Below are 16,659 nucleotides of genomic sequence, written 5' to 3' on the forward strand. Positions count from 1 at the left end.
TCACTCGCCTTTCTCTAAACTTTGGAACGTTTTTTCCAGCTTTATAGTAAATTCGTTTATTTCATCCGTTGTGACAGTCAATGGCGGTAAAATCCGCACCACATTTGGTCCCGCAGTTAAAATGAGCAGGTTTTGGTCGATTGCTTTTTTAACGATGGCTGATGCGTCGGTTTCGACTACCAAGCCTTTCAGGAGACCTTTGCCGCGGATGCCTTTGATAAAATCATACTTTTGTTTCAAACCTTCTAACTGAAGGTCAAGGTATGAGGCCATTTCATTTGCGTTGGTAAGCACATTGCTTTCAAGTATATGCGATAAAGTTGCTAGGCCAGCTGACGTAGCTAGCGGATTTCCGCCAAAAGTGCTGCCGTGGCTGCCAGGTTCGAAGCCTTTTGCCGCTTCTTCCTTGGCGATGATTGCCCCGATTGGGAAACCTGAACCAAGTCCCTTTGCAATGCTGATCACGTCCGGCTCGATTGAATATTGCTCGTATGCAAAAAGTGTCCCTGTACGGCCGATGCCTGTTTGGATTTCATCGACCATCAAAAGGATGTCTTGCTGCTCGCAAATTTGGGCGAGTTTTTGCACCCAGATTGGGTCTGCGGGAATGACGCCGCCTTCGCCTTGGACCAATTCGAGAAGAACCCCTGCCGGCTTTTTTGATTCCAGTTCATCAAGCGCTTCGATGTCATTGTACGGCAGGTAGCTGAACCCTGGCATTAATGGGGCAAATCCTTGCTGGATTTTTTCCTGGCCGGTCGCTGTTAATGTCGCTAAGGTCCGGCCGTGAAACGATTGCTTGAAGGTAACGACTTCAGATGAACCGTTGCCCTTCACTTTGTTCGCATATCTTCTGGCAAGCTTGATGGCCGCTTCATTTGCTTCCGCTCCGCTGTTACAGAAAAAAACCTGGTGGCCGCAACTGTTTGCTGTAAGCAGGGCCGCGAGTTGCTCCTGATTCGGGATGTTGTATAGGTTAGAACAGTGCCAAAGGTTTTGCAGCTGTTCTTCGAGTTTTGCTTTAACTGGTTCCGGTACATGGCCGAGGTTGCAGGTGGCAATGCCGGAGGTGAAATCTAATAATTGTGTGCCTTTATCATCCCAGACATAGCTGCCTTTCCCCTTGACCAGAGTCACAGGAAAACGGGAGTAGGTTGGCATAACTGGCGAAAGTTGAGATATGGCATTATTGTTTGGCATTACGCAATCTCCTCTTCTAAAACGATTTTGGTACCGACTTGTTTTCCGTTCACGTAATCTAGTAAACTGCTTTTCTCAAAACCGTTTATGATGGCAACTTCACGAATATTGTGTACCAGGCCATCAATAGCGGCTTTTACTTTCGGAATCATCCCACCGTAAATCGTTTCGTTTTCGATCATTTCTTCGATAATTGCTTTAGAGACTTTGTCTACTTTTGTCTTTACTCCATTTTTTTCAACGAGGATCCCCGGGATATCGCTGATAAAGCATAGGTTCGCTCCGAGTGACTTGGCGATTGCGGATGCGGCAATGTCGCCGTTGATGTTATAGCGTTGGCCGGTAGAATCAATTCCAATTGGAGAGATAACAGGAATGTAACCTTGTTTCACAATTCCCTCAATGACAGTTTGATTTACTTCCACTACTTCACCGACAAATCCCAATGTTTGGGCATCCGATGTCGGTGCCGCTTTAAGTAGGTTCCCATCCACACCACTAATCCCAAATGCACTGCCTTGAACTTCAGCAATGTTTCTAACAACCTGCTTATTTACCATCCCGCTCAGGACCATTTCCACTACGTCCAGAACATCGTGGTTAGTGACCCGGAGGCCATTGATGAACTTCGTCTCGATGTTTAAACTTTTTAAAAGTTGATTGATTAAGGGACCGCCACCATGGACAAGGACCGGAGTCCACTCCCCAGTTTGTTGCATCTGGACAATATCCTCATAAAATGACCTTGGCAGATTTTCTAACACGCTTCCGCCGCACTTGATCACTAAGTATTTCATTTCAGCTACGCACCCCTTTTACGTGCGGTAGGATGCGTTGATTTTTACATAATCATAAGTAAGGTCGCATCCCCATGCGGTGGCACTGAAGTCACCTTGATTTAATTCAACCGAAATCTTGACATTTTCTGATTCCATATACTTTTTAACTTCTTCTTCAACGAAAACACTTGGCATGCCATTCTCAAATACTTTATATGGACCAATGGCAACTTGTATTTTGTTTGGCTCAATTGGAACACCACTATATCCAGCTGCAGTCACAATTCTGCCCCAGTTTGGATCGGTTCCATATATGGCCGTTTTTACGAGATTGGAGGAAATAATTGATTTGCCTACCACTGTGGCAGCTTCTTTACTGAAGGCTCCATTCACTTCGACTTCAACAAGCTTGGTAGCCCCTTCTCCGTCTCGGGCAATTTTTTTTGCGAGGGATTCACTGACCATTTTCAAACCGCTCACAAAAGTATCCCACTCAGGATGATCCTTTGTTAGCTGGTCGTTTCCTGCCAAACCATTGGCCATGACCAACACCATGTCATTCGTGCTAGTATCTCCATCAACAGTAATCATGTTAAAGGTCTGGTTGGTGATATCTCGAAGCGCGGTTAACAGGTCTTCATGAGCAACATTTGCATCCGTTGTGACAAAGCCGAGCATGGTGGCCATGTTTGGGTGGATCATTCCGGAACCTTTTGCGGCACCGCCGATGCTGATGGTTTTGCCGTCAATTTGCAATTGAACTGCAGTGTGCTTTACGCAGGTATCAGTTGTCAGGATTGCTTGCAGGAAATTGTCTTGAGCTTCATATTCCTCAAGGAGAATTTCACTAATTCCTGCCTGAATTTTCTCCATTGGCAGCAATTCGCCGATTACACCTGTCGATGTGACTGCAACATGATGGTCTTTTACACCAAGTTGTACAGCAAACTGTTTTTGCATTGCATATGCATCCTTTAACCCTTGCTCACCGGTGCACGCATTGGCATTCCCGGAATTTACAAGAATGGCTTGAATCTTGTTTTCTTTTGCGATGCTTTCTTGTGTCACTAATAATGGTGCTGCTTGAAAAATATTTGTTGTGTAAACTCCAGCTACCGATGCCGGGACCTCTGAAACAATATAACCGAGATCAAGCCGTTTCCGTTTAACCCCGCAATGCATACCTCCCGCCTTAAACCCTTGCGCCAAGGTAACTCCTTCTTCTTCAAGTACAACTATCTTCTGACTGGATGTGGCTTGAATCATTGTAATTTCCCCCTTTTTGGTCCCTGTTCGTTAATAAAGCTCTTTACCTAGTAAGCTATTTTTTCATCATGGATACATTGGCATGTCACCAAGCCCCGTCCTGACATCCCAGCCAAACATGATGTTTGCGTTTTGGATTGCCTGACCTGCGGCACCTTTGACCAAATTGTCGATTACTGAAATAATGGTCAATCGGTTGGTCCGTGGGTCGACATGAAGGCCGATATCGCAGTAATTGCTGCCCCATGCCTCTTTTGTTGCAGGAATAGTTCCAACCGGTCTGATCCTTACAAAAGGTTTATTTTTATAAAATTCATCGTATATTTGATGAACGTTTTCTGTAGAGAGTTTGTTTTTCAACTTTACATAGGTTGTGCACATGATTCCGCGAGTCATCGGTACAAGGTGGGTTGTGAAAGTGACAGTGATGGGATTCCCGCTTTCATATGAAAGAACCTGTTCGATTTCTGGTATATGCTGATGGGCGCCAAGTTTGTAAGCCTTCAGATTTTCGTTGATTTCAGCGTAGTGAGAGGTTAACGAAACTCCTCTCCCTGCTCCGCTTACCCCTGATTTTGCATCGATAATGATCGTCTCGTCATCTGCTAAATTACTTTTTAAAATAGGTATTAATCCCAAAGTGGCTGCGGTTGGATAACAGCCAGGATTCGCTACTAATTTAGCTGTTTTAATTTTTTCTTCATATAATTCACTTAATCCATACACTGCTTCATTTAAATATTTTTCTGCAGGTGCGGAATGCTTATACCAAGTTTCATACTCTTCTGCAGTCCTTAACCGAAAATCCCCGGATAAATCGATACATTTCATACCATATTCCCTGAGCTGAGGAACAAGATTTCCACTAACCCCCGAAGGAGTTGCCAGAAAAACGAGGTCATTCGTTTCGGACAAACTTTTTGGGTCGAATTTTTCCAAAGGTTGTTCTATTAACCCCGATAAATGAGGATAAGCATCACTAAAGCTATTTCCTGCTTGGGAGTTAGAAACTACAGTACCAATTTGGAAATTTGGATGCTTTTTTAAAAGCCTTATTAACTCAACCGCTCCATAACCAGTACCGCCAATAATCGCAGCCTTCAATATTTCTCACTCCCACATTGTTTTATAATGAATTATTATACATACATGTATATAATTATTCAATAATTAAATTGCTTATTTTTTCATTATTTATTTAATTTTTAGATACTGCATTTTGTAAACGCTTTCATTATAATATTTATATTTATACAATCTTTATGCATAGACCGCAAAAAAAAGAGACCAACAAGGTCCCTTATAGCGCGATTTTATAAATTTGAGTGCAAAATATTCAAAACCCTTTTTAATTCTTCAACAGCCACCTGTCCGGGTGCTGAAGCCTTTTTGGCAGAAGCAAATGTAATGGATGAGCCAAATACCTCTCCAGCCATTCTGCTTATCAGACCTTGTCCACCCATTGAAATGGTAATGATTGGTCGATCAGCATACTCCTTGTACATGGTGTTGGTTGCATCCAGCAATGTTAGGACATCCTCCATACTAGAAGGCATGACGGCAATTTTTGGAATGTCGCCTCCCAATTCTTGTGCTCGGCACAGCCTGGCCACGATTTCTTCTTTTGGAGGGGTTTTGTTAAAATCGTGATTTGAAACTATAATGAAAGTTTCACTTTTATGAACATATTCTATTAGGGATTGGATATCGTTTTCTTCATTAAATAGCTCCACATCAATGAAGTCAGCCAAGCCTGATTGGGCCACTGCTTTGTTAAGTTCAAAATAAAATTGGTTGCTGACTTCTTTTTCACCGCCTTCACGTTTACTTCTAAAAGTGAAGATTATGGGGGCTTCATTTAAAATTGTACGAATCTGGGAAAATGCATCCTTTACTTTTTCGATTTGTTCTACATTCTCAAAAAAGTCCACTCGCCACTCGACTAGGTCAAATTCCAGCGTCTTTAAAAATTGGGCTTCCTCTATTAAGTCAGTCAGCGTTCGGCCAACCAATGGGACGCAGATTTTCGGAGCCCCTTCGCCAATTGTTATTCCTCTAACTTTAATAACCTTCTTCATGATAAGACACCTTCTTTATAAAGTCGCTAAAATTTCATCAGCAATTTCTTCCGGATTCTTATAATCTACTTTTATTTTAATATGATGGTTTGTGTATACTTCCTGCCTATTTTGATAAAGTTGTAGGGTCTCATCTATTGATTTGCCTTGGAGTACAGGGCGGTTATCAATAATTAGGTCCAGTCTCTCCTTCCAACTCTCAAAAGATATATCTAGGAAAATGACAATTGAATTAGATAAGCATGCACTGCGAATTTCTTCTTGTAAAAAAGCTCCCCCGCCTAAAGAAAGTACTAAGTTCGTTTTTTCAGATAAATCGGTTATTACGCTTTTTTCTTTTTCCCTAAAAACCTTTTCCCCATATTTTTTAAAGACTAGGGGAATCGGCATGTTTAATTCCTTTTCAATTACTTCATCCGTATCTATAAACTTCCGATTAAGTTTCTGGGCGACAAGCTTTCCAACCGTTGTCTTGCCGGCGCCCATAAATCCTATAAAAACAATACTTTTTCCACTATGTACCATTAAAGATTTCCACCATTTCATTTAAATATCTACATATTATATTACACCAAAACACAATAAAAAACGTAAATATTCTGCAAAGTCAGCAAATGGTGCCTGACACCAATCGCGTTACTGCTAACTTGTTAATAGTGATTTCCCTCTCCCGTATACCAAAAAGAGGCCCTCTCCAGAGCCTCCAAGTTTATTGCTTCATTTTCGGGTCCAACGCGTCTCGTAGCCCGTCCCCCATCAAGTTAAACCCAAGTACGGTCAGCATAATGGCTATGCCCGGGAAAAACAGTGTCCACGGTGCCTGGGTAATGTAATTTTTTGAGTCGGCGAGCATTTTGCCCCACTCGGGTTCCGGCGGCTGGGCGCCCAATCCCAAGAAGCCCAGTGCAGCGGCTTCGATAATCGCAGTGGCAATTGCCAGCGTCGCTTGCACGATCACCGGCGAGATACTATTCGGCAAAATATGCCGGAACAGAATTCTCGAGTCCTTCATCCCGATGGCACGGGCTGCCATGATATATTCCTCCTGCTTCACACTAAGCACCCTAGAGCGGACTAGCCGGCCAAAGTTCGGCACATTGATGACCGCAATCGCAATTAATGCATTCTGTAGAGATGGTCCCAAAATCGATACGACCGCAATGGCCAAGAGAATACTAGGAAACGCCAGCATAATATCGAAAATGCGTGAAATAATACCGTCGACCCAACTGCCATAATAACCAGCAACTATGCCAAGCAGCGTCCCGACGACAACGGACCCTAAAACGGAGAAGAACCCGACCCATAAAGAGATACGCGCCCCGTATAATATCCTTGAAAAAATATCGCGTCCAAAATCATCGGTCCCGAACCAATGCTTGCTCGACGGCGCCTGCATCCGGTCGGCCAGCACCTGATCCTTAAACCCATACGGGGCAATCCAAGGTGCGATAATCGCGATGACGATAAAAAATAGGACAATCCCCAGCCCAATAACGGCCAGTTTATTTTTATAAAAAGATTGTAATGCTTCCTTCCAAGGGGGTACCAATTTTTCTTCAGCGGGCATCATCGAGATATCGGCTGCATTTTTTGCAAGTTCTGCCATTCTTTATCCCTCCCCTATTTATTGTATTTGATTCTCGGGTCGACAAAGACATACAGAAGATCGACAACCAAGTTAATCAAAACAAAGATCGCAGCAATAATTAAAATTCCTGACTGGATAACCGGATAATCGCGGTAGGCAATCGCTTCGTACAAATAACGGCCAATGCCCGGCCACCCGAAGATTGTTTCCGTCAGAATCGCTCCGCCCAACAGTAGTCCGGTTTGCAGTCCGATAACCGTCAAAACGGGGATAATCGCATTTTTCAAAGAATGTTTGTACACGACCCAGAACATTCTTAATCCCTTGGCTCTTGCTGTCCGCACATAATCGGATTTCATGACTTCAAGCATCGTTGCCCGGGTCATTCTCGCAATAATTGCCATCGGAATCGTTGCGAGCGCAGCGCTCGGCATAATCAAATGCTTTAATGCGGTAATAAATTGATCAGTTCTACCTTGAAGCAAGGCGTCAATAAGATAGAAGTTTGTTATTGCCGAAATAGGGTCGCGAACATTTTCCCGACCTGTCGTAGGAAGCCAGCCCAATTCAATGGAAAAAGCCCATTGAAACATTAAGCCAAGCCAAAAAATCGGCATTGAAACTCCGATTAGTGCTAGCACCATCGCGCCATAATCAAACCATGAACGGGAAAACCATGCACTGATAATCCCGGCATTAACCCCCACCACGACGGCAATGATCATCGCCACAAGCGTTAATTCAGTTGTCGCCGCAAGGAATGGCCAAATTTCCACATTAATCGGACCTCTTGTCCTTAATGAAGTCCCCAAATCACCCTGAAGGAGTTTTCCAAGATAGTCAAAATATTGTATGTACCATGGCCGGTCCAGACCCAGTTCTCTTGTTAACGTCGCAATCGCTTCGGCCGTGGCCTTTTGTCCAAGAATGACCTGGGCGGGATTTCCCGGAATCGCATGAATAATGGCAAAAACAACGAGCGTCATCCCAAATAAAACAGGTATTAAAGATAGCACGCGGCGAATCGTATAAGTGAACATTTTTTTCACCTCTTTTTTGAAAAAAAGGAGAGGCAGCACTACCTCCCCTTCCTGGAATCATTATTTGAACTCAACTTTTGTCAAAGCTTCAGAACCGGTTGGATGTGGCAAGTAACCTGATACATCCTTTGCGGCAGCAAGCAATGGTCTGGAATGCACAAGCGGCACCCACGGAGCATCCTCTTTAATGATGACTTGCGCTTTCTTGTATAGGTCATTTCGTTTGTCCTTGTCAGGTTCCTGCTGAGCTGCAATCAAGATATCATGAAGCTCGTCATTGCTGTAATAAGCATAGTTGTTGCTTCCAATGCTATCCTTGTCAAGCAATGTATAGAGGAAGTTATCAGCGTCGCCATTGTCACCAGTCCAGCCAAGCATGAACATATCAAACTCGCCTTTTCTCGCTTGCTCCAAGTATGTCGCCCATTCAGCAGATTTGATATTGGCCTTCACACCAATTTTGCTCAAGCTATCTTGGATAATCTCAGCAACCTTTTGTGCTTCCGGCATGTAAGGACGGGCAACAGGCATGGCCCAAAGGTTGATTTCAAAGCCTTTCTCAAAACCGGCTTCCTTCAATAAGGCCTTTGCTTTTTCCAAATCATATGGGTAATCCTTAATCTCGTCGTTATAGCCATCAATGTTTGACGGCATTGGGTTGATCGCCGGTACTGCTTTTCCGGCATAGAACGCTTCAATTAGCGATTTCTTATCGATCGCATGGTTAATAGCCTGACGAACGAGCTTGTTATCAAACGGTTTCCGTGTAGTTGTCATACCGAGATAACCAACGTTCATAGTCGGACGTTCAATGACCTGTAGCTTAGCATTCGATGTGACAGTTTTCTCGTCTGAATAGTTTAAACCATCCATAATGTCAATTTCACCATTGGCAAGAGCGTTCAGGCGCGCTGTGTTTTCAGGAATCACCCGGTAAATAAGTTTATTTAACTTTGGCAATCCTTCTTGCCAATAATCAGGGTTCTTTTCAAGCGTGACAGTGTCGTTTTGTTTCCATTCCACGAACTTGAATGGACCTGTGCCAACTGGATGGCTTCTGAAATCATCGCCATATTTTTTAATTGCAGCCGGGCTTGCAATACCAAATGGAGACATGGCGAGGTTCCAGAGGAACGGTCCAAGAGGTCGAGTTAACACAAATTGAACGGTATGCTCGTCAAGCGCTTTTACCTCTTTAATCACGTGGCCTGGATCACCTTTATAGCCGCCAAAGTTGGCGTAGTATGGGAATTTCTCTTCATCCCCGCCCGCCCAGCGTTCAAAGTTGAAGACAACCGCCTCGGCGTTAAAATCAGTTCCGTCATGGAATTTTACACCCTTACGAAGCTTGAAGGTGTACGTCAATCCATCTTCTGATGGCTCCCATGATTCAGCAAGTCCAGGATGAATGGTTGTATCCTGCTCACCAAACTCGACCAATGTTTCAAACATGTTCTCAGTTACCTTGAAGGCTTCCCCTTCAGTAGTTGTGATTGGATCTAGTGATGTGGAATCACCGCCACGTCCAAAAACGAGCGTGTCCTTTGTAGAACCGGAACCTGAACCGCCGTTTGACGCAGGCTCTTTCTTGCCGCCTGTTTCTTCCGTTTTACCGCTGCAGCCAACAAGAAACATGCTAATGGCCATAATGGCAACCAACAGCATTTTAAACGTATTCTTCTTCATTCTGTTTCCCCCTTTGTAAAAAATTTTATTTATATCATCATTGCGCCTGTCACTTGTTATATAAGTGACAGGCAACATAATGACCGTTGAAATTGTGTTCTGCAGGTCTGGATGATTTGCAAATATCCATCACCTGTGAACACCTTGTGTGGAAAGCGCAGCCAGACGGCGGATTAGCCGGGCTGGGCAGCTCGCCCTCGATTAAAATAGGCTGCTTTTTTAAATCTGGATCCGGCACCGGAACCGCTGACAATAACGCTTTTGTGTACGGATGCATCGAATTTTCATAAAGTTCTTCACTATCTGCCAATTCTATTAATCTGCCTAAATACATCACGCCGACCCGGTCGCTAATATGGCGGACAACCCCTAGGTCGTGGGCAATGAAAATGTAGGTTAGTTTAAACTCCTCCTGAATGTCTTTCATTAAGTTGAGAACCTGCGCCTGAATCGAAACATCAAGGGCTGAAACCGGCTCATCAGCGATAATCAGCTTTGGTTTAGTCATTAACGCTCTGGCAATACCAATCCGCTGGCGCTGGCCGCCGCTGAATTGGTGCGGGTACCGCTTGGCATGATAGCTGCTTAAGCCGACAACCTCTAGCATCTCTTTAACCCGTTTTTGCCGTTCCTCCTTTGTCCCGATTCCATGAACAATCAGCGGCTCTTCGAGAATTTGCTGGACAGAATGCCGGGGATTGAGCGAGGCATATGGGTCCTGGAACACCATCTGGATATCGCGGCGGATTTTTCGCAGCTCATGCTTCGACATTTTCGTAATCTCTTTATCTTCAAAAATAATTCTCCCGTCACTGGCTTCGATTAACCGCATGAGCAGCCGGCCAGTCGTTGATTTTCCGCAGCCGGACTCGCCGACGATTCCCAGAGTCTCGCCTTTTTTTACGTAAAAGGAAACAGCATCGACCGCTTTGACCTCACCCGTTTTTTTGCCAAACAGGCCACTTGTGATCGGAAAGTATTTTTTCAAGCCATCCACTTCAAGAAGTAACTCTGGCATGGTGTTCACTCCCTTCCTTCATGGTGTGCAGGAAACAGCGGACTTCGTGTCCATCTTTTTCCGAGTGATATAAATCGGGTGCGGCCGCGTGGCACTTTTCAAAGCGGTCCGCGCATCTTGCGGCAAAGCGGCAGCCCTGTTGGACTGTTCCCGGTGCAGGCACCGTGCCGGGAATGCTGTATAACCGTTCCTTCTTGCCTCTTAAGTCTGGAACCGATTTCAATAATCCCTTTGTGTAAGGATGCTGCGGGTCTTTTAGGATTTTTCGAACGTCCCCCTGTTCGACAATTTGGCCGGCGTACATGACAATGACGCGCTCACAAATTTCCGCGACAACCCCCAAATCATGGGTAATTAATATGATGGAAGTGTTCGTTTTTTTATTTAAGTCTTTCATTAAGGCGAGGATTTGCGCCTGTATCGTCACATCGAGCGCCGTTGTTGGCTCGTCCGCAATCAATACCCTCGGATTGCAGGCCATCGCCATCGCAATCATCACCCGCTGCCGCATGCCGCCGGACAGCTGGTGCGGATGCTCAGTTAGGATCCCTTCTGCCCTCGGGATTCCAACCAGTTTAAGTAATTCTATACTGCGAACTTTTGCCTCTCTTTTGGAGAGGTCTGTATGTAATCGGATGGCTTCACTGAGCTGATTGCCAATTGTAAACAACGGGTTTAACGAGGTCATCGGTTCCTGAAAAATCATCGAGACCTGATTGCCGCGAATTTTTCGCCATTCTTTTTCTGAGATATGGGTGAGGTTTTTTCCTTCAAAAATTATTTCTCCCTTTTCTATTTTTCCGGGCGGTGAGGGGATCAGGCCCATGGCAGCCAGTGATGTCACGCTTTTACCGCTTCCGGATTCGCCGACAATCCCCAGAATCTCTCCTTCTTTTAGTTGGAAGCTGATTCCATCTACTGCCGGGAGCAGCCTTTTTCCCGATTGGAAGGATACTTTCAAATCATTTATTTGCAGGATTGATTGTTTGTCCATATTGCTTACACCTTCTTACTTTCGATTCTAGTAACCAATTATTGTTTTACATTGCAAAATGATTAAAATTTATTCAATATTATGACCATTATGGCATATACCATGGTGAGAACTTTGTAGAAATTCACATGAGAAATTTAGGATGTTTTGTCTAAAAATGTAAAAAAAGTGCCTGACACCCGTTATGGGGGTCAGGCACCATGTTCCTTTTATTGCTTTTGACCTGTATAAATGAGAATCGCATCCCGCAAGAATTCAGCAGTTCCCGGTTGTTCCTTGTCGTAATAGGCCGTGAACCGTTCGTCATCGACATACATTTGCGCAAGGCCTGCGTGCGCCTCTTTACTATATTCTTTCCAATAATAAGTCAGCCATTTTCTGTGAAGGTCGGCTGCTTTTTGTGCCAATTCTCCTGCAGGATTACCTGTTTTAAATGCTTCTGCTAGAGTTTGTGTTACTTGTTCTGCTAACGCCGTCACTTCCTCATATTGCTCCTGCGTCATGTTCATGAGCTTGGCATTGGATTGGTCCACTTTTTCGTCGCCGTATTTCTCTCGAACTTCCTTGCCGTACTTTTTCTCGTTATCCTCTATCAGTCTTTTCTTGAAGCCTTCAAATTTCTCTTTATTTGACATGTTTATTCTCCCTTCTGACGCGGCTATTGTCTTTTCGACATTGGCAATCAATCGATCCAATTGCTTTCGTTTTTCGATGAGCTGCTGGCGATGTTCCTTAAGCGCTTTGTTGCCGTCAAAGTTGGGATCGGTCACGATGGCTTTAATATGGTCAAGGCTTAAACCTAATTCCCGGTAGAAGAGGATCTGCTGCAGACGATCCACTTCCTGTTGACCATAAATCCGATACCCTGACGAATTGATCCTTGCCGGCTTAAGAATCCCCACTTCATCATAGTATCTTAGTGTCCTCGTGCTCACCCCAGCCAAACTGGCAAGCTTCTGAACCGTATAATCCATGCTGTTCACCTCCTCAATCACAACAATACACCTTTACGCAACGTCAAAGTCAACAACTAGTATGCCTATTTTTTTGGTAGTACCAAAGAGGGCGGCTGTCCACTCCACAAACACAAATGTCCACGAGTGGTGCCTGACACCAATCCTACTATCCCCCTTATTTTAATAGTGGAAACTTTAAAATTCAGAATTTTAAATTTATTAACCGTATATGTATACCTTTTCACAAAAAATAGTAGTACAATTGAACTATAGGATATCACACTCTCCAACTCTACTCCCCGTTAAAAACACCTGCGGATGTGTCCACCAGTCTGCTGCTCTGTTAGCTATGAGGACGACCGTTTCCTAGGGTTTGGAAACCAAACACCGAAATAACATGTCCTGTCCATTGACATTGGCAAGGAGGAAAATACCCAGTAATGGAGGTTGGTCAGAAATGACCTATTGTTTTGTGTTAGATGCACAAGGCAACAAGTTATCTCCAACTAGAGAAAATCGTGCATGGTATTTAATCCGCAAAAGGAAAGCTACATTGAAAAACAAATTTCCTATGGTGATTCAATTAGAAAAAGAAATTCCAGTGGAAGAAATCGATTCAACACTGGTTAAATTAGGTGTTGATGATGGGTCCAAACAGGTTGGGATTGCTTTAGTTCAAGAATGCAAAACAAAAAACAAACCTGTATTTAAGGGAACGATTGAACCTCGGACAGATGTAAAAGAAAAAATGTCAGTACGGCGTGGCTATCGTAGATACACAAGAAACCACAAGCGGTACCGTCCCTCTCTATTTAACAATCGGTCTTCTTCCAAAAAGGAAGGGCGAATTGCCCCAAGTATCAAGCAAAAGAGAGATTCTATTTTAAGGGTAGTCAATCAACTACACAAGTGGATTCGTATCGACGAAAGCTTCCTAGAAAACGTTTTAATCGATATCCGAGCATTAGAAAAAGGCTATAAACCATGCAAATGGGAGTATCAACGAAGCAATCGTCTAGATGAAAACATTCGAAAAGCAGTTGTTCTGCGAGACCGTAACACTTGTCAAGAATGTGGCCTGATAAATACCCGGATGGAAGTACACCATATTATTCCAAGACGTTTGAATGGCAGCGATTCGATTCATAACTTAATAACTCTCTGTTCTACATGTCATGGAAGGATTTCTGGAGATGAGCTAGCCCACTCTAAGAGATTCCATGAAAAAATCAAAGGAAGAAATATTCCTTTCGGAGACGCCATGCATGTTATGCAAGGGAAAACCTTTCTCCAAAATAAGTTAAGAGAGATTGCATCGTTATCCCTTACAACGGGAGGGGATACAGCAAATAAACGAATTGATTGGGAAATCGAGAAAACTCACGCCAATGATGCAATTGTAGTTTGTGGCTCAAAGGTAAATTCTCAACAATGTGAAATGAAAAACTGGACTATAAAGCCCTTGATAAAACGCTCAAAGAAAAAAATCGAGTCGTTAAATGGGTTTTATCATCGGGATTTTGTTAAATATATCAAAGGTAATGGCGAAGCCTATTTTGCGTATATCACCGCCTTATATCCGATGAAAAATCAATGTAACATGACAACCGTAGACGGTAAAGTGTTAAAAAGATATGGTATTAACAGACTTAAATTAATATGGCGTTCTAATAAAATATTCTGGTATTAAATTCATAGAAGGAGGTGAAACCTGGTAGCAATACAAGAGAAGTGTAGGATTTGTTACGTTTTATTGTTACCAGGGATTTCTATGCATGCCACTCGTCCTCTCGTGCAAATCTTTGGGCTGACCTTCGACCTCTCTATTATTATTACCAGCACCATTGCCGCCCTTGTAGTTCTCGTATTCGCGTATGCCTGCACACGGCACATAACGGCCAAAAAACCCGGCAAGATGCAGAACCTTTTGGAATGGGTGATCGAATTTGTCCAAAATATCATGGTGAACTCCATGGGAAGAAAAGACAATCTGTTCATTCTTGCCGGAGGTGTAGGACTGATTCTCTATTTGTTCATCGCCAATATCATGGGCGTCCCCTTCTCCTTCATCGCCGGAGCAGACCATGCCACATGGTGGAAATCGCCAACTGCCGATGCCCATGTCACGATGACGCTTGCAATCATGATGATTGTCTACACCCATTTCATCCACATCCGTCTCCATGGGCTAAAAAATTACTTCCTCAGCTTTTTCAAACCATTTAAGGCCCTGTTCGCGATTAACATTTTGGAGCAGTTTTGTACGACACTTACTCTCGGGCTCCGATTATTTGGGAATATTTATGCCGGGGAAGTTATGCTCGGCATTCTCGCCGCTGCCGCTATGAAAGGATTTCAATCCGGCATCTTTATTGGCATCGGGTCCAGTATGCTTGCCGCGATTCCAATGATGATTTGGCAGGTATTTTGCTTGTTCATCGGAGCAATTCAGGCGTACATTTTCGTAACGCTGTTTATGGTTTATATTGGCCAACGGGTAAATGAGGCCACCACGTAAGGTAAGGAGGTGTGAATAATGGGGGAATTTGAAATTTTCGGGATGCCGGTATCATTGGGGACGATGATTTTTCAAGCTGTCATCTTTACCGCGTTAATTTGGATCCTTAAGCAAAAGTTTCTCTCCAAGCTCGTGGGCGCGATGGAAAGTCGAAGAGAATCGATCGATAACCAGCTAAATCTGGCGGAAACTTACAAACACGAAGCAGAGGAAGAACTGTTGAAGCAGCGGGAAATGACGGAAAAAGCGACGCAGGAAGCCAAGCAAATCATAGCGAAAGCCCGTGAGGAAGCGAACATAATAGTAAAAGCAGCCAGAAAAGAAGCCTTCACCATCCGAACAGAAGCCTATGAAAACGAACGTCGGGCGTTGAAAGGACGTGGCGCATCATGAAGTACGAGTTCGTCAAAGAACACGGGAAGTTAATCGAAAAAATCGTCATTGATAACGAACCGAAATGGGTCTATGTCCAATATACAAAAGGGAATCTTGAAAAGTTTGCCTATACATTGAAAAATAATCCTGAAAGTACATCTCATATCGTCGAGAATTTTATGGAGGGGCTGCCGATTTCCGAAGAATTGAAGACGGATGTGGGCAGATTCCTAGCTACGCTGAATACTAGCAACGAAACAAATTTCCAGGCGTTTATTAACTTTCTGGTGCAAACCTTGTCGCTCCACCTGATGGTCGGTATCGCCCTGGCTTTATCGATTTACAGCGGCTATCAGTTGGGGACAAAATTGGATGCAAGATTAGTAATTTATCCGGGTTTCACGATTATTGGGATCTTTTTAGGAATTGCGATTGGAAGTTTGCTTGGCTACGTAATGATGTTAAAATACCTTGGCACCCATGGAGAGAAAGGCAAACTTCCGCCAGTGAAAATCGGAGTAAAGAAAAAGCCTGAAACCGGGCACTGGCCTATTATTAGCGTAACCATTTCCGATATTCGCGAAGCGGTACGACTATTCGCAGCCGATCTGCCAAAAGGGATTAATCGAACGATTTTAATAAAAGATGACTATAGCATTGATTTCGAACAACTGGCGCCGTATCTTGGCGGTGTTCCTAATCAGCCGTTTTATATGTCGAAAGAGACATTCACTATTTACGAGGAGATGGAAAAGGACATCCCACCCCTCCTCGATAAGGTTCAAAAAGCGGTCAATTTGTTTTATAAAGTAAACAAAACATACCCGATCCGGCCATATGACCCGCTTTACCGGGTCAACTACCACCAGCTGCTGCAAGGCCATTACCTCGATAGCATACCGCCAATTGATTTTTATTTCACCGACTATGACGGCTTGATTACCGACCAGAAACCAGAAAAGAAGCTGGTTGGCGGGTAGGTACTTGGATCTCGGCAGGTTTTTGTGAACCTGTCTTTTTTCTGTTATTTTGGCGCTATGATTCCTGCAAGGACGGCTCCTCCAACTTTTGTTTTTCCCGATGACGCCTGAGTTCTTGAGGACGGCTTTTCCATTTTTTTTAGTCATTGTTTATCCCCCTTGCTGCATAGAGTTTATA

At 43.8% G+C, this 16,659-nt stretch carries 16 protein-coding genes; 4 read left to right on the forward strand and 12 right to left on the reverse strand.

Annotated elements, in window-relative coordinates; translation table 11 throughout:
* From M3234_RS07775 to M3234_RS07830, 12 genes are all read right to left on the reverse strand, one after another.
* The gene (locus tag M3234_RS07775; RefSeq protein WP_262304173.1) at positions 1-1,200 is read right to left on the reverse strand and encodes an acetylornithine transaminase; all 1,200 of its coding nucleotides are present in this window, start codon (positions 1,198-1,200) and stop codon (positions 1-3) included.
* The gene (argB, locus tag M3234_RS07780; protein WP_262304174.1) at positions 1,200-1,997 is read right to left on the reverse strand and encodes an acetylglutamate kinase; all 798 of its coding nucleotides are present in this window, start codon (positions 1,995-1,997) and stop codon (positions 1,200-1,202) included. Before argB ends, M3234_RS07775 begins: the two co-directional genes overlap by 1 nt.
* An 18-nt stretch (positions 1,998-2,015) precedes the next feature.
* Complete coding sequence (gene argJ, locus M3234_RS07785; protein WP_311315633.1) at positions 2,016-3,242, reverse strand: bifunctional glutamate N-acetyltransferase/amino-acid acetyltransferase ArgJ; 1,227 nt, start codon at positions 3,240-3,242, stop codon at positions 2,016-2,018.
* 69 nt (positions 3,243-3,311) lie between these two features.
* Positions 3,312-4,349, reverse strand: coding sequence for an N-acetyl-gamma-glutamyl-phosphate reductase (gene argC, locus M3234_RS07790; RefSeq protein ID WP_262304176.1), 1,038 nt, complete (start codon positions 4,347-4,349; stop codon positions 3,312-3,314).
* Positions 4,350-4,558: 209 nt separating this feature from the next.
* Positions 4,559-5,323, reverse strand: a complete 765-nt coding sequence (aroD, locus tag M3234_RS07795) for a type I 3-dehydroquinate dehydratase (RefSeq protein WP_262304177.1) — start codon at positions 5,321-5,323, stop codon at positions 4,559-4,561.
* Between the two features lie 15 nt (positions 5,324-5,338).
* Entirely contained in the window at positions 5,339-5,848 is a 510-nt protein-coding gene (locus M3234_RS07800) for a shikimate kinase (RefSeq protein WP_396953934.1), read from the reverse strand.
* A 184-nt stretch (positions 5,849-6,032) separates the two neighbouring features.
* Positions 6,033-6,932, reverse strand: coding sequence for a nickel transporter permease (nikC, locus tag M3234_RS07805; protein ID WP_262304179.1), 900 nt, complete (start codon positions 6,930-6,932; stop codon positions 6,033-6,035).
* Positions 6,933-6,946: 14 nt separating this feature from the next.
* A complete protein-coding gene (locus M3234_RS07810; protein WP_262304180.1) occupies positions 6,947-7,954 on the reverse strand; it encodes an ABC transporter permease in 1,008 nt (335 codons plus the stop codon).
* A gap of 60 nt (positions 7,955-8,014) precedes the next feature.
* The gene (locus M3234_RS07815) at positions 8,015-9,640 is read right to left on the reverse strand and encodes an ABC transporter substrate-binding protein (protein WP_262304181.1); all 1,626 of its coding nucleotides are present in this window, start codon (positions 9,638-9,640) and stop codon (positions 8,015-8,017) included.
* A 49-nt stretch (positions 9,641-9,689) separates the two neighbouring features.
* The gene (locus M3234_RS07820; protein WP_262304182.1) at positions 9,690-10,658 is read right to left on the reverse strand and encodes an ABC transporter ATP-binding protein; all 969 of its coding nucleotides are present in this window, start codon (positions 10,656-10,658) and stop codon (positions 9,690-9,692) included.
* On the reverse strand, positions 10,639-11,652 hold the full coding sequence (locus tag M3234_RS07825; protein WP_262304183.1) for an ABC transporter ATP-binding protein: 1,014 nt from the start codon (positions 11,650-11,652) through the stop codon (positions 10,639-10,641). The genes M3234_RS07820 and M3234_RS07825 overlap by 20 nt, the downstream gene beginning before the upstream one ends.
* 209 nt (positions 11,653-11,861) lie before the next feature.
* A complete protein-coding gene (locus tag M3234_RS07830) occupies positions 11,862-12,626 on the reverse strand; it encodes a MerR family transcriptional regulator (protein ID WP_262304184.1) in 765 nt (254 codons plus the stop codon).
* Positions 12,627-13,065: 439 nt separating this feature from the next.
* Between M3234_RS07830 and iscB the strand changes: the two genes are divergently transcribed.
* The 4 genes from iscB (at position 13,066) to M3234_RS07850 (ending at position 16,481) form a co-directional block, all read left to right on the forward strand.
* The gene (gene iscB, locus M3234_RS07835) at positions 13,066-14,298 is read left to right on the forward strand and encodes an RNA-guided endonuclease IscB (protein ID WP_262304185.1); all 1,233 of its coding nucleotides are present in this window, start codon (positions 13,066-13,068) and stop codon (positions 14,296-14,298) included.
* Between the two features lie 81 nt (positions 14,299-14,379).
* Positions 14,380-15,126, forward strand: coding sequence for a F0F1 ATP synthase subunit A (gene atpB, locus M3234_RS07840; RefSeq protein WP_262304186.1), 747 nt, complete (start codon positions 14,380-14,382; stop codon positions 15,124-15,126).
* Between the two features lie 18 nt (positions 15,127-15,144).
* The gene (locus tag M3234_RS07845; RefSeq protein WP_262304187.1) at positions 15,145-15,519 is read left to right on the forward strand and encodes an ATP synthase F0 subunit B; all 375 of its coding nucleotides are present in this window, start codon (positions 15,145-15,147) and stop codon (positions 15,517-15,519) included.
* A complete protein-coding gene (locus M3234_RS07850; RefSeq protein WP_262304188.1) occupies positions 15,516-16,481 on the forward strand; it encodes a DUF3939 domain-containing protein in 966 nt (321 codons plus the stop codon). Before M3234_RS07845 ends, M3234_RS07850 begins: the two co-directional genes overlap by 4 nt.
* Positions 16,482-16,659: the final 178 nt, after the last annotated feature.

Source organism: Neobacillus niacini, assembly GCF_023715785.1.
Lineage (GTDB): Bacteria > Bacillota > Bacilli > Bacillales > Cytobacillaceae > Neobacillus > Neobacillus niacini_E.

Excerpts from the sequence above, each read along its gene's own strand:
- M3234_RS07775 (WP_262304173.1), bottom strand. The coding sequence starts at position 1,200 with ATGCCAAACAATAATGCCATATCTCAACTTTCGCCAGTTATGCCAACC.
- argB (WP_262304174.1), bottom strand. The coding sequence starts at position 1,997 with ATGAAATACTTAGTGATCAAGTGCGGCGGAAGCGTGTTAGAAAATCTG.
- aroD (WP_262304177.1), bottom strand. The coding sequence starts at position 5,323 with ATGAAGAAGGTTATTAAAGTTAGAGGAATAACAATTGGCGAAGGGGCT.
- M3234_RS07800 (WP_396953934.1), bottom strand. The coding sequence starts at position 5,848 with ATGGTACATAGTGGAAAAAGTATTGTTTTTATAGGATTTATGGGCGCC.
- nikC (WP_262304179.1), bottom strand. The coding sequence starts at position 6,932 with ATGGCAGAACTTGCAAAAAATGCAGCCGATATCTCGATGATGCCCGCT.
- M3234_RS07810 (WP_262304180.1), bottom strand. The coding sequence starts at position 7,954 with ATGTTCACTTATACGATTCGCCGCGTGCTATCTTTAATACCTGTTTTA.
- M3234_RS07815 (WP_262304181.1), bottom strand. The coding sequence starts at position 9,640 with ATGAAGAAGAATACGTTTAAAATGCTGTTGGTTGCCATTATGGCCATT.
- M3234_RS07820 (WP_262304182.1), bottom strand. The coding sequence starts at position 10,658 with ATGCCAGAGTTACTTCTTGAAGTGGATGGCTTGAAAAAATACTTTCCG.
- M3234_RS07825 (WP_262304183.1), bottom strand. The coding sequence starts at position 11,652 with ATGGACAAACAATCAATCCTGCAAATAAATGATTTGAAAGTATCCTTC.
- M3234_RS07830 (WP_262304184.1), bottom strand. The coding sequence starts at position 12,626 with ATGGATTATACGGTTCAGAAGCTTGCCAGTTTGGCTGGGGTGAGCACG.
- iscB (WP_262304185.1), top strand. The coding sequence starts at position 13,066 with ATGACCTATTGTTTTGTGTTAGATGCACAAGGCAACAAGTTATCTCCA.
- atpB (WP_262304186.1), top strand. The coding sequence starts at position 14,380 with ATGCATGCCACTCGTCCTCTCGTGCAAATCTTTGGGCTGACCTTCGAC.
- M3234_RS07845 (WP_262304187.1), top strand. The coding sequence starts at position 15,145 with ATGGGGGAATTTGAAATTTTCGGGATGCCGGTATCATTGGGGACGATG.
- M3234_RS07850 (WP_262304188.1), top strand. The coding sequence starts at position 15,516 with ATGAAGTACGAGTTCGTCAAAGAACACGGGAAGTTAATCGAAAAAATC.